An 11,590-nucleotide genomic window follows, 5' to 3' on the forward strand; every position below is an offset into this window, starting at 1 on the left:
CGGTGCGGGGCCGAGCGTCTACCCGCTCATCTCCGGGGGAGCCGAACCGGGAGCCGCCATCGAGATCGTCGACGAGACCGGCACGGTCCGCGCCCGGACGACCTCGGACGAAACCGGTGCATGGTCGGTCTCAGATCTCTCGAACGGACGCGACCAGACGGATGCCGCGGCCTACCTGCCTGCGGGCGACCATGAGCTATCCGCACGGCAGACCAGCGCCGGCCGGACCTCCCCGCTCAGCGCATCGGCCCCCGTCTCCGTTCTGCCGCCGCCGGTGCCGACCTCGCCTCTCGCCGGCGCCGCGGTCCTGGCCGATGGGTTCGAGCTCAGGATCTCCGGAGAGCCGAACCTCCGGGTCCAACGCGCCAGGGTCGGCGATGCCGCGCCCTGGCGCAGCCAGCTCATGCGCCTCGACGGCGAAGGTGCGGTGACCGCGCGCTTCTCCGTCCCCGCTCCCGGCCCCGTCATGCTCGGGGTGCGCTACCTCGATCCCGCCACGGGGCGGTTCGGGCCGGCATCCTTCGTCTCGTTCACGGCGTACTGAACACACCGCGCAACGCAGCCCACGCGGTCAGTGCCCACCGACGTTGCCGGTCAGGCGCCCGTGCAGAGCGGACGCCGCGGCATCGAGCCCCTCGATCGTGACAGTCTTTCCGTGCCGGTCGTACTTGTTCACGACCGCGTCGAGCGCGGCCACGGTCGAGGCATCCCAGACGTGCGACCGACTCATGTCGATCACGACGCGCTCGGGGTCCTCGGCGTACGCGAACTGCGTCGTGAGGTCGTTGCTCGAGGCGAAGAAAAGCTCGCCGTCGACCTCGTAGCGCGCCACCGGCTCGTCGCCGGCAGGGTCGAGCCGGCGGGTGACGGTGACGAGATGCGCGACGCGACGGGCGAACATCACCATCGCGGCGAGCACGCCGAGGATGACGCCGACCGCGAGGTTGTGGGTCCAGACCGTCGCGACGACGGTGATGAGCATGACGGCCGTCTCGCTCTTCGGCATCCGCCGGAGGGTCGCGGGCCGGATGCTGTGCCAGTCGAACGTGGCCACCGTGACCATGATCATGACCGCAACGAGCGCCGCCATCGGCATGATCGCGACGACGTCGCCGAGCGCGAGCACGAGGATCAGCAGGAACACCCCCGCGAGGAAGGTCGAGATGCGCGTGCGCGCCCCCGACGCCTTCACGTTGATCATCGTCTGCCCGATCATGGCGCAGCCGCCCATCCCGCCGAACGCACCCGACAGGATGTTCGCGGCCCCCTGACCGAGCGCCTCGCGGGTCTTACGCGAGTGGGTGTCGGTGATGTCGTCGACGAGCTTCGCGGTCATGAGTGATTCGAGCAGACCCACGACGGCCATCGCGAGGGCGTAGGGCGCGATGATGCGGAGCGTCTCGAGCGTGAGCGGAACGTCGGGCACGAACAGTTCGGGCAAGCTCGCGGGCAGCTCCCCCTGATCGCCGACGGTCGGCACCTGCCAACCGAAAGCCACGACGGCCGCGGTGAGCAGCACGATCGTGACGAGCGGGGCCGGGATCGCCTTCGTCAGCCACGGCAGCACGACGAGGATCACGAGCCCCGCGACCACGAGCGGCCAGACGAGCCACGGGATGCCGGCACCGAAGAGCTGCGGCAGCTGCGCGAGGAAGATGAGGATCGCGAGCGCGTTGACGAAGCCCACCATCACCGACCGCGGGATGAACCGCATGAGCTTCGCGACGCCGAGCACCGCCAGCACGATCTGGATGACACCCCCGAGCAGGACGGTGGCGACGAGGTACTCGATGCCGTGCTCGCGCGCGACGGGCGCGATGACGAGGGCGATCGCACCGGTGGCGGCGCTGATCATGGCCGGGCGTCCGCCGAGGAACGCGATCGCGACCGCCATGACGAACGACGAGAACAGCCCGACGCGGGGGTCGACGCCGGCGATGATCGAGAACGCGATCGCCTCGGGGATGAGCGCGAGGGCGACGACGAGCCCCGCCAGCACCTCGCGCGTCAGCAGCCGAGGGCTGCGGAGGGCCTGCACGACGGTGGGTTCGATGCGGTAGCGCGACGCGCTGTCGCGGGCGGGGGTGACGGCGGTCACGCGGTGCCTTTCGGTCGGTGCCCGGCAGGGCGGGCGGGCGATCGCGCGAGCGCGCGCAGCGCCGGCTGTCCGACGCGGGAAGAATGAAGGGGGTCGGCGCGGAACGGCGCCGACAAGAATCTAACGTAACGTGAGGTTTGATGTCGAATCGCGATGAGGTCACCATGCGCATCGGAGAGGTGACCGAGCGGACCGAGATGTCGTTCCGCACACTCCGGCACTACGACGAGATCGGCCTCGTCACCCCGTCGGCGCGCACCGAGGGCGGGTTCCGCCTCTACACGGAGACCGACGTCGCCCGCATCCTGCTCATCCGACGCATGAAGCCCCTCGGCTACAGCCTCGACGAGATGCGGGAGCTGCTCGACGTCGTCGACGCCCTCACCGCCACCCCGGCCGACGCGGAGCTGCGCGCGCGCCTCGAGGCGATCCGGGCCGGCGCGGCCGAGCGTCGCGAGAAGCTGACCCGCCAGGTCGCGATGGCCGACGAGTTCCTCGCGCAACTCGGCGACATCTGACCGGTCTCGCACCGGGACGCCGCCGCCCGCTGCCGCAGCTCACGCGTAGGCCCGATGCACGTGCCACCCGCCCGCGCCGCAGTACACGTCGAACACGAACGCCTCGCCGTCGGCATCCGTCGCCTGGAAGCGCCAGCCGTAGAGCCCGCGTCGCCGGTCATCGTCGGCGGCGAGAGACCAGACCGAGTCGCGCAGACGGGTCGGGATGTCGCTGACGGTCCAGCGCCGGCCCGCGTAGAACATCCGCGCAGGGATGTCGTCGACGAGCCAGAGGGTCACGTCATGGGCGCTCGTCGTGTCGGTCATGACAACCGAGGATAGAACACATCTTCGATACTCGCCAGGGCGCGCCGTCGACACTCGGCGCGCCGGTCGCGTCAGCTCAGCCTTCGCCGCGGTCGACGCCGATTCCCGCCACGCCTCGGATGTCGTCGACGCCGACGACGTCCGCCATGGTCACGACCCCGCGAACATCGCGCTCGACCATGCGGGTCGCCGCGAGGGCCGCCACCCGCCCCGTCGCCAGCGACTGCCCCTCTCCCGAGGCCGAGAACCGCCGGCCGCTCTGCCGATGGACGGCGCCGACGCGCCAGCGACTCGTGCCGAGGTGCGGCGCGCGGCGAAGCAACGGCGCCAGCAGTGGAACGACCCCGACGGTGCGCAGCGCAGCCGTCGCCACCCTGCTGTCGAGCGCCAGCCAGCTCCGCACGGCGACGCCCGACCGCGAGCCCCACAGCAGATCGTCGGGGAAGTCCGCGCGGAGATATCTTCGATTCTCCGCCGCCGACCGGAATCGCCGGACCGACCGCAGGTTGACGATCCGCTCAGCCTCCGGCGCGGCGTAGAGCGGCGCGCCGGCGAGCCGGACCGTCCAGTCGACGGCTGCCGCACCATGCGACTCGCCGGCCCCGAGCATCACCGTGACGTCGACATCGTCGCCGGGGGCGGCACCGAGCGCGCTCGCCAGAACGGTGCTCACCCCCGGCGCGATCCCGGCCCCGAGCAGCACCGCCCCGCCGTCGGCGACGCCGCCCGCGAGCCGAGCGAGGTGGGATGCCGTCGCCGACACGTCGACAAGAGGCGTCGAACCGACCGCCTCCTGCACCGCGGTGATCTCGAGCCCGCTCGCATCGATCACGGCATCCGCTCGGCGCGCGGCGGCGGCGAGCACCTCGCGGCCCTCGAGCGTCGTGACATCGACGGCGAGACCGCCCGGCCCAGGGCGGCGCGATGCCCCCACGACAGCATGGCCGCCGGCGCGCAGCGCGTCGGCGGCGGCAGCGCCGACCGCTCCGCGCGACCCGAGGACGAGAACGGACAGTGGTGACATGAAAACCCCAAACGTCTGGTTGGAGACCACCGTACGCACAGAACGTCGAACACGCCAACCAGAAGGTTGGAGTTGCTAGGCTCGGATCATGGCGTGGGACACCGAGGCGACGCGGCGCCGCCTGCTCGAAGCCGCGACCGAGCACTTCTCCGCGCGCGGATACGCCGGCGCGCGCGTCGAGGCGATCGCCCGGACCGCCGGGGTGAACAAGGAGCGCATCTACTCGTACTTCGTCGACAAGGCGGGCCTGTTCGGCGCCGTGCTCGCCGCCGAGGTCGACCGCCTCCTCGACGGCATCGAGATCCGCGGCACCGGTGCCGACGCGCTCGGCGGGCTCGCCCACGACCTTTACGACCGAGCCGCGTCGCACCCGCAGCTCGCACGCCTGCTGTCGTGGGAGAGTCTCGAGCTCGATGCGCCGGTGTCGGGGCCCAGCCGTGCCGAGGGGTGCGCCGCCATGGTCGACGCTCTTGCTGCCGCTTTGCCGGGCCGCTCCCGCGACGAGGCGGCGCAGCTGCTGGTGAGCATCATCGCGATCGCGACGGCCGACGGATGCCTCCCCCACCTGGTCACGCTCATCACGGGCTCGGCATCCGCGGACGCCCGCCGAGACGCCGTCGTCGCGCAGGCCCGATCGCTCGCCTGAAGCGTCGACCGAATCTGTCTACGCTGAGGCGATGGACCTCCACAGCCTCTTCGGACTCTCCGGCCGACGCGCCCTCGTGACCGGCGGGAGCTCCGGCATCGGCCGCGGGATCTCCGAGGCACTGGCGGCCGCGGGAGCCGAGGTCGTCATCGCCGCCCGCGGTCGCGACCTGATCGACGAGACCGTCGGGCGCATCCGCTCCGAGGGCCGGCGCGCGTCGGGAATCGTCGCAGACCTGTCCTCGCGCGCGGGCTGCCACGAGCTCGCCGATCAGGCCGGCGACATCGACATCCTCGTGAACTCGGCGGGCATCAACATCCGCCCTCCCCTCCTCGAGCTCGATGAACCCGCCTGGGACGCCACGATGGCCGTCAACCTCGACGCGCCCTTCATCCTCGGCCAGCGATTGGCCCCCGGGATGATCGAGCGCGAATACGGCCGCATCATCTCCATCAGCTCGCAGCAGGCGAGCCGCGCCTTCGCGTCGAGCGGCGCCTACGGCGCATCGAAGGCCGCCCTCGAGGGTCTCGCCCGCTCGCAAGCGGAGGCGTGGTCGGCAGCCGGGGTGACCTCTAACGTGCTGGTCCCGGGTTTCGTCCTCACACGCCTCAACCAGCGCCTCGCCAGCGACCCCGACGTCGTCGACGCACTGGCCGCCCGCACCTTCGTCGGCCGCAACGGCCTGCCCGACGACTTCGCCGCCGCGGCGATCTTCCTCGCCGGCCCGGGCTCGGCCTATGTGACCGGCCAGTCGATCGCCGTGGACGGCGGCTTCTCGGTCCACTGAGGCTGACCTTCCTTCGCCCATACCAGGTGAGCGCTCCCACGGGAAGGGCTCCCCTTCGACCCGGGGCTCGGACAGACTGAGCCGCTAGGTCGATCAACACGGGGAGTCGTCATGGCAGTGCAGGGTGAGACATCGTCGGCATCGGCAGTCCTCGACGCGCTGTGGGCGTACGAGGCCGCGGAGGGCGCCATTCGACTGCGCCTGCGCGACTCGATGCTCGTGTGCGAGAACGACCTGATCGCGCTCGAGAAGCTCATCGAGGCACAGGACCGCGACATCGCGCTGACCCCGTCGAACATCACCCAAGAGCTCGGGATCTCGTCCGCGAGCACGACCGCCATGCTCGATCGCCTCGAGCGCTCCGGGTATCTCCGGCGGCAGCCGCATCCGTCCGACAGACGCAAGGTCTTCGTGACGCTCGGCGATCGCCCGGTCGAGCGCCTGCGCCAGTCGGGATCGGACGTGCAGCATCGCGTCGAGGACGTCATCGCCCATATGCCGCCCGGATCCGCCGCCGTGCTCGTCGATTTCCTCTCGCGCATGCGGGTCGCCGCCGAAGCGGCCTGACACGCCTCGGCCGAGCGGCGCGCCGCGCCCGCGATGCAAGGCATCCGCCCCGACACCCCGGCCCGGATGCCGCGTCCCCGGCGCGTCGCCCGCGATCCCTTGCATTCGAGCGCGGGACAACGCGACACATACGCCGGCCGGGTGCCGCCTAGACGGCGGCGGTTGACCCCCGCACGATCAGCTGAGGCTCGACCACGACGTGCGTGGGGCGCTGTCCTGTGCGGATTTCGTGATGAAGCATGCGGAACGTGTCGGCTCCGAGCGCCCGGAAGTCGAGGCGCATCGTCGTCAGGGGCGGTGAGAAGTAGCTGGCGACAGGCATATCGTCCACGCCGACGATGGAGTAGTCGTACGGCGCCCGCAGGCCACGCCGCTCCATCGCGCTCATGAACCCCAGAGCGAGTTCGTCGTTGGCGGCGAACACCGCCGTGAAACGGGCGGGGTCGGCCACCTCGCCCGCGCGAAAGCCCGAGACCGATGACCAATCCGTCGACACGTCGAGCACGTCCGGTTCGACTCCCGCCTCGCTCATCGCGTCGCGGTAGCCGCGCTCGCGTTCCACCGCCTCGTTGCGCGTCCCCGGCCCCGCAACGTGCAGGATGCGGCGATGCCCGAGACTCAGCAGGTGACGCGTCCCGTCCAGTCCGGCGGCGTGCGAGTGGGTGCTCGCCGATGCATCGATCGACGGCGGCAGCTCAGACACCGTGATGATGGGCGTCTCGGCGCCGATGGACGCGACGAGGTCGTCGGCGCCTTGAACGGGAGTCGACAGCACGATGCCGTCCACGGGGATCGACAGAAAGTGGTCGATGCTTCGCTGCGCCTCGTCCTGCCAGTCGCCGGCGTCGTAGTCGAGGTCGAGCTCGATGATCGACAGCGTGTAGTCGGCCTCGCGCGCGGCACGACTCAGCCCCGTCAGCACGCCCGCGCTCCCGTAGTTGAGGGCGCCCAGGGCGAGCACCCCCACCGTGTCGGAGCGGCGCGTCCGCAGGTTCCGCGCCGATTGATTGAAGCGATAGCCGAGCTCGTCGACCGCGGCGGCGATGCGCTCCTTCGTCTGGGCGCTGACGTAGCCGGTACCGGTGAAGTAGCGAGAGACGGTCTGGGCCGACACCCTTGCCGCGCGTCCGACGTCCGCCATGCTCGGCCGGCCCGCGGTCGATCGGGTGTTCGTCACATCAGCCTCCCCGCGCCGTCGGTAACGATTCAGTAACGGGCTTCGCCGCCCGATAGGTTATCGATCACTCTACCCGTAGGTTATCGATCACTGAAATTGGTCAACCGGTTTTAATTGCATCGGTCACGCCACATGAACAGAGAGTCGACGATGACGAGGATCCCCGCCACCACGGCATCCGCCCACCCGCGCGCACCGCGCTGGACGCTCGGTACCGCTCCCTGGCAGTCGATCGCCCCTCTCGGTGCGCCGCGGGCACGGGTCATCGTCGACAACGACTTCTCGGGCGATCCCGATGATCTCTTCCAGCTCGTGCACCACCTCCTGTCACCGAGCGTCGAGATCCCCCTCGTCATCGGATCGCACCTGCGCGCAGGTGACCCATTCGACGAAGGTCCCGACACGGCGACGCACGCGGTCCAGGTGATCGCCGACGTCTTCGAGCGCATGGGGCTCGACTCGACGGGAGTTATCGCTCGAGGGTCGGAGGAGCCTCTCGTCGACCGCACCACACCGCAACCCGCGCCGGCGGTCGATGCCCTCATCAGCGAGGCGCTGCGCGATGATCCTCGTCCGCTGTACTTCGTCGCGGGCGGAGGACTGACCGACCTCGCGTCGGCATGGCTGCTCGAACCTCGCGTCGCCGAACGACTGACCGTCGTCTGGATCGGCGGCGGCGAGCACGAGGGGATCGCCGTCCCGCCTCCCGGTGCCATGCCGATCGAGTACAACCTGCTCATCGATCCGGTGGCCGCCCAGGTCGTATTCGGCGATTCCGACCTGTCGCTGTGGCAGGTGCCTCGCGACGTCTACCGCCAGTGCCTGGTGTCGGATGCCGAGCTGCGCTTGCGTGTGGCGACCGCCGGTCCGCTGGGCGCGTACCTCTACGACGAGATCACCGAGGTGATGCTCCGTGCCGAGGCGGAGGGACGCGGCCCCGCCGAGACCTACGCTCTCGGCGACTCTCCTCTGGTCCTCCTGACAGCACTGCAGTCACTGTTCGAGGCCGACTCCTCGTCGAGCCGCCACGAGGTTCGTCCCACGCCGCGCATCGGAGACGACGGTCAATACTTCAGCCGACCCGACGGACGCGCCATGCGTGTTTACACCTGGGTCGACACACGCCTCATGTTCGAGGACTTCTACCTGAAGCTCCGCGAGTTCTCCGACTGGCAGACCTCCCGCGCCTGACCCACTCATCTCCGGGACGACCCGCGCCCGATTCACCCATCACCACGAAGGAAGCAATGATGCACTCCATCTCCAAGCTGGGCGTCGTCGCCCTGGCCGGAACGACCCTCCTCGCGCTCGCCTCCTGCTCGAGCGGAGGCACCGGCAGCGGTGACGCCGACGAGCTCGTCATCTGGATGCCGACACAGGAGGACAGCCAGGGCGAGGCCATGACCGGTCTCATCGATGCGTTCGAGAAGGCGAACCCCGGCACGACCGTCACCCTCGAGCAACGCTCGGTCGACGAGCACAAGACCGCGATGCGTCAGGTCGCTGGAACCGACGCCGGACCCGATATCTACTGGTACTGGGAGGGGTCGGGCCTGGGCGGCGAGCTGATCGATGCCGGCATGAGCCTCGACCTCAGCGACTACTACAGCGAGTACGGCTGGGAGGACCGCTTCACGCCGGCATCCCTCAGCGGCATCACCCAGTACGGCGGCTTCCACGGCGTCCCCTGGAGCCAGCAGGGCGAAGGCATCTACTACAACAAGACGCTCTTCGAGCAGGCGGGCATCACCACGCCGCCGGCAACCTACGACGAGCTGGTCACGGCGGCGCAGAAGCTCGCCGACGCGGGCATCACGCCGATCGAGTTCGGCGGCACCGTCAACTGGGACGTCATGCGACTGCTCGACTCGCTTGTCGAGACTGAGTGCGGCGCAGAGACGGCAGACGAGCTGAACACCGGCGACGGCGATTGGGGCTCCGAGGCCTGCGTCACGGCGGCCTTCACCGAGCTCAAGACCTGGGGCGACGACTTCTTCAACAGCGGCTACCTCGGCATCAACAATGACGACGCGGCCCAGCTCTTCTTCTCGGGCCAGGCGGCCATGTCGCTCGAGGGCACCTGGTACAACTCGCAGGTCGTCGACAACGGACTCGACCCCGCCGAGATCGGGGTCATGATGTTCCCGACCGGAACCGACCGGCTCTACGGCTTCGGCGAAGCCTTCTACATCAACGCGGCCAGCGACAAGGCCGACCTCGCGGCGGAGTTCCTCGATTTCGGCACCTCCGCAGAGGGCCAGGAGATCGTCGGCGATGCCTGGGCCGCCCTGTCCGTGAACAAGGACGTCCCGGTCGACGAGACGAACCCGCTCAACGCGGTCTGGGCCGACCTCTTCAACGCAGCAGACGGCGTCTACACCAACAACGACCAGAACTTCTCTACCGCCGAGACGACCGAGTACTGGCGCATCCAGAACTCGGTGCTCACCGGCGACATCGCACCCGAGGACGCCGGCGCCGAGTTCCAGAAGTTCCGCGACGCGCAGTAGCTGCGACCCCTCCGCGGGGCGGCGACTACCGGAGCGCCGCCCCGCGGACTCGAACCCGAACAGGAAGTCCCATGGCCACTGTCACCCTCGTCACACAGGGACGCCGGAAGCAGCGCAGCAGCACGCCGCGGCATCATCGCTTCGCCTTGGCGCTGCCCTACCTCATCCCCACGGTCGTGCTCTACGGCTGGTTCCTGCTCTACCCGATGCTCGACGCGGTGCGCCTGTCGTTCTTCGAGTGGTCGGGCTTCCGGACGCAGGAAGCGACGTTCGTCGGGCTCGACAACTACATCCGTCTGCTGACGCAGGATGCGGTGTTCTGGACGGCGCTGCGCAACTCGGTCATCTGGGTCATCGCCTCCCTCCTCATCCCGACCGTCATCGCCCTCCTCCTGGCCCTCGGCCTGAACCGCAAGCTCATCGGCCGCAACCTCATGCGCGCGGTCTTCTACATCCCTGCCGTGTTCGCCTCGATCACGGTCGCGGCCATGTGGCGCTGGATCTACAACCCCACTCTCGGCTTCGTCAACCAGGCGCTCACCGCGGTGGGACTGGGGGATTTGGGGCAGTCATGGCTGGGTGACCCGCAGTTCGCGCTCGGTTCGGTCTTCGTCGCCAACATCTGGCAGAGCGTGGGTTTCAGCATGGTCCTCTTCCTCGCCGGACTGCAGACCGTGCCGCCCGAGCTCACCGAGGCGGCGAAGCTCGACGGCGCGAACGCCTGGCAGCGCTTTCGCGCCGTCACCATTCCTGCGCTGCGACCCACCACGGTGGTCGTCGTCATCCTCACCATCATCAACTCGCTCAAGGTGTTCGACCTCGTCGTGGGCATGACCGGCGGCGGTCCCGCACAGTCGACACAGGTCCTGGCGCTCTGGTCGTACACGCAGTCGTTCACCAATCACCAATTCGGGATGGGCGGCGCCGTCGCCACCGTCCTGCTGATCGTCACTCTGGCCCTGGTCATCCCGTATCTGGCCTGGTCGATGAAGGGAGAAGACCGATGAGCGTCACCATCGCCCCACGCGTGCTCGATTCGGCGAACGTAGGCCAGACCGCCCCCGCGCGTCGCCCACCGCGCGACCATGTCGGCATCGGCCTGTGGGTGGCGCTCGCCATCACCGCGGCCCTGTGGTTCCTGCCGCTGTTTCTCATGTTCATGACCTCGGTGAAGTCCAAGCCCGACCTCAACACCACACCCCTGTGGGCGTTGCCGTCGTCGTGGGAGTTCGGCAATTACGCCGCCGCAATCGACACCGGCGACTTCTGGGTGACGGCCGGCAACAGCCTCCTGATCGCGATCATCAAGGTGCCGCTCGGGCTGGCGATCGCGGCCGCCGCGGCGTATGCCCTCGCCCGCATCCGATTCCGCGGCAGTCGTGGGCTGCTCATGGTGATCGCCGTCGGCTCGATGGTGCCGGTGCAGATCGGGCTCGGCCCGCTGTTCAACACCATGCTCGAGCTCGGGCTGCTCGACTCGCTCTACGGCTTGATCCTGCCCTACCTCGCCTTCGGCATCCCGTACCAGATCTTCGTCCTGTACGGCTTCTTCCGCGGGATCCCCGAAGAACTGGAGGAGTCGGCGCGTATCGACGGCGCCTCGACCTTCCGAATCTTCCGGCAGATCGTGCTGCCGTTGGCCAAACCCGCGCTGGCTGCGCTTTTCGTGCTCGACTTCGTCGCGACGTGGAACGAGTACGCGATGGCGACGACACTGTTGCGCTCCCAGGGCAATTGGACGATCCCGCTCGCCGTGCAGAGCTTCTCGACCCAGCACGGCACCGATTACGGCCCGATGAACGCCTTCATCTTCATGTCGGCGATCCCGGTGCTGATCGTCTACCTGCTGTTCCAGCGCTACTTCGTGCAGGGGGCTCTCGCCGGCGCCGTGAAGGGCTGATGCTGCGAATCACCCGTGCCCCGATGCAAGGCATCCGCCCCGACACCCCGGCCCGGA

General features: G+C 69.1%; 13 protein-coding genes. 9 read left to right on the plus strand and 4 right to left on the minus strand.

The features are described 5' to 3' along the window. Positions 1-544 (plus strand): hypothetical protein (locus tag CBF90_RS18455; RefSeq protein ID WP_172407857.1); only part of this gene is annotated, 544 nt, incomplete at its 5' end. Positions 545-571: 27 nt separating this feature from the next. Here the strand turns inward: CBF90_RS18455 and CBF90_RS14225 are convergent. Beyond that, positions 572-2,098: a SulP family inorganic anion transporter gene (locus CBF90_RS14225; RefSeq protein ID WP_088380900.1), complete on the minus strand. Its 1,527-nt coding sequence runs from the start codon at positions 2,096-2,098 to the stop codon at positions 572-574. A 140-nt stretch (positions 2,099-2,238) separates the two neighbouring features. Between CBF90_RS14225 and CBF90_RS14230 the strand changes: the two genes are divergently transcribed. Further along, a complete protein-coding gene (locus tag CBF90_RS14230) occupies positions 2,239-2,616 on the plus strand; it encodes a MerR family transcriptional regulator (RefSeq protein WP_036304788.1) in 378 nt (125 codons plus the stop codon). 39 nt (positions 2,617-2,655) lie between these two features. Here CBF90_RS14230 and CBF90_RS14235 read toward each other — a convergent pair whose 3' ends face one another. Both CBF90_RS14235 and CBF90_RS14240 read right to left on the minus strand, forming a co-directional pair. Beyond that, a complete protein-coding gene (locus tag CBF90_RS14235) occupies positions 2,656-2,922 on the minus strand; it encodes a hypothetical protein (protein ID WP_023954252.1) in 267 nt (88 codons plus the stop codon). Between the two features lie 76 nt (positions 2,923-2,998). After that, positions 2,999-3,946: a saccharopine dehydrogenase gene (locus CBF90_RS14240; RefSeq protein WP_088380901.1), complete on the minus strand. Its 948-nt coding sequence runs from the start codon at positions 3,944-3,946 to the stop codon at positions 2,999-3,001. An 88-nt stretch (positions 3,947-4,034) separates the two neighbouring features. Between CBF90_RS14240 and CBF90_RS14245 the strand changes: the two genes are divergently transcribed. The 3 genes from CBF90_RS14245 to CBF90_RS14255 all read left to right on the plus strand — a co-directional run bounded on the left by CBF90_RS14245 (position 4,035) and on the right by CBF90_RS14255 (position 5,946). Continuing rightward, the gene (locus tag CBF90_RS14245) at positions 4,035-4,592 is read left to right on the plus strand and encodes a TetR/AcrR family transcriptional regulator (RefSeq protein ID WP_023954248.1); all 558 of its coding nucleotides are present in this window, start codon (positions 4,035-4,037) and stop codon (positions 4,590-4,592) included. A gap of 31 nt (positions 4,593-4,623) precedes the next feature. Further along, the gene (locus tag CBF90_RS14250; protein WP_088380902.1) at positions 4,624-5,379 is read left to right on the plus strand and encodes an SDR family NAD(P)-dependent oxidoreductase; all 756 of its coding nucleotides are present in this window, start codon (positions 4,624-4,626) and stop codon (positions 5,377-5,379) included. 111 nt (positions 5,380-5,490) lie between these two features. Beyond that, on the plus strand, positions 5,491-5,946 hold the full coding sequence (locus tag CBF90_RS14255) for a MarR family winged helix-turn-helix transcriptional regulator (RefSeq protein WP_023954245.1): 456 nt from the start codon (positions 5,491-5,493) through the stop codon (positions 5,944-5,946). A 148-nt stretch (positions 5,947-6,094) separates the two neighbouring features. Here CBF90_RS14255 and CBF90_RS14260 read toward each other — a convergent pair whose 3' ends face one another. Beyond that, positions 6,095-7,123, minus strand: coding sequence for a LacI family DNA-binding transcriptional regulator (locus tag CBF90_RS14260; protein WP_088380903.1), 1,029 nt, complete (start codon positions 7,121-7,123; stop codon positions 6,095-6,097). Positions 7,124-7,273: 150 nt separating this feature from the next. Between CBF90_RS14260 and CBF90_RS14265 the strand changes: the two genes are divergently transcribed. The 4 genes from CBF90_RS14265 to CBF90_RS14280 all read left to right on the plus strand — a co-directional run bounded on the left by CBF90_RS14265 (position 7,274) and on the right by CBF90_RS14280 (position 11,533). After that, positions 7,274-8,314 carry a nucleoside hydrolase gene (locus CBF90_RS14265; RefSeq protein WP_088380904.1) on the plus strand — a complete coding sequence of 347 codons (1,041 nt, stop codon included), beginning with the start codon at positions 7,274-7,276 and terminating at the stop codon, positions 8,312-8,314. A gap of 59 nt (positions 8,315-8,373) precedes the next feature. Then, positions 8,374-9,633 carry an ABC transporter substrate-binding protein gene (locus CBF90_RS14270; protein WP_023954239.1) on the plus strand — a complete coding sequence of 420 codons (1,260 nt, stop codon included), beginning with the start codon at positions 8,374-8,376 and terminating at the stop codon, positions 9,631-9,633. A 71-nt stretch (positions 9,634-9,704) separates the two neighbouring features. Beyond that, on the plus strand, positions 9,705-10,640 hold the full coding sequence (locus CBF90_RS14275; RefSeq protein WP_088380905.1) for a carbohydrate ABC transporter permease: 936 nt from the start codon (positions 9,705-9,707) through the stop codon (positions 10,638-10,640). Continuing rightward, the gene (locus CBF90_RS14280; RefSeq protein WP_088380906.1) at positions 10,637-11,533 is read left to right on the plus strand and encodes a carbohydrate ABC transporter permease; all 897 of its coding nucleotides are present in this window, start codon (positions 10,637-10,639) and stop codon (positions 11,531-11,533) included. Before CBF90_RS14275 ends, CBF90_RS14280 begins: the two co-directional genes overlap by 4 nt. Positions 11,534-11,590 lie beyond the last annotated feature (57 nt).

Origin of the sequence: Microbacterium sp. AISO3, assembly GCF_002204305.1 — a bacterium.
Classification (GTDB): Bacteria; Actinomycetota; Actinomycetes; order Actinomycetales; family Microbacteriaceae; genus Microbacterium; species Microbacterium arborescens.

What these genes read in the sequence shown, in the direction of transcription:
- CBF90_RS14240 (WP_088380901.1), bottom strand. Translation starts at nt 3,946, where the DNA reads ATGTCACCACTGTCCGTTCTCGTCCTCGGGTCGCGCGGAGCGGTCGGC.
- CBF90_RS14245 (WP_023954248.1), top strand. Translation starts at nt 4,035, where the DNA reads ATGGCGTGGGACACCGAGGCGACGCGGCGCCGCCTGCTCGAAGCCGCG.
- CBF90_RS14230 (WP_036304788.1), top strand. Translation starts at nt 2,239, where the DNA reads ATGTCGAATCGCGATGAGGTCACCATGCGCATCGGAGAGGTGACCGAG.
- CBF90_RS14280 (WP_088380906.1), top strand. Translation starts at nt 10,637, where the DNA reads ATGAGCGTCACCATCGCCCCACGCGTGCTCGATTCGGCGAACGTAGGC.
- CBF90_RS14270 (WP_023954239.1), top strand. Translation starts at nt 8,374, where the DNA reads ATGCACTCCATCTCCAAGCTGGGCGTCGTCGCCCTGGCCGGAACGACC.
- CBF90_RS14235 (WP_023954252.1), bottom strand. Translation starts at nt 2,922, where the DNA reads ATGACCGACACGACGAGCGCCCATGACGTGACCCTCTGGCTCGTCGAC.
- CBF90_RS14265 (WP_088380904.1), top strand. Translation starts at nt 7,274, where the DNA reads ATGACGAGGATCCCCGCCACCACGGCATCCGCCCACCCGCGCGCACCG.
- CBF90_RS14255 (WP_023954245.1), top strand. Translation starts at nt 5,491, where the DNA reads ATGGCAGTGCAGGGTGAGACATCGTCGGCATCGGCAGTCCTCGACGCG.
- CBF90_RS14250 (WP_088380902.1), top strand. Translation starts at nt 4,624, where the DNA reads ATGGACCTCCACAGCCTCTTCGGACTCTCCGGCCGACGCGCCCTCGTG.
- CBF90_RS14275 (WP_088380905.1), top strand. Translation starts at nt 9,705, where the DNA reads ATGGCCACTGTCACCCTCGTCACACAGGGACGCCGGAAGCAGCGCAGC.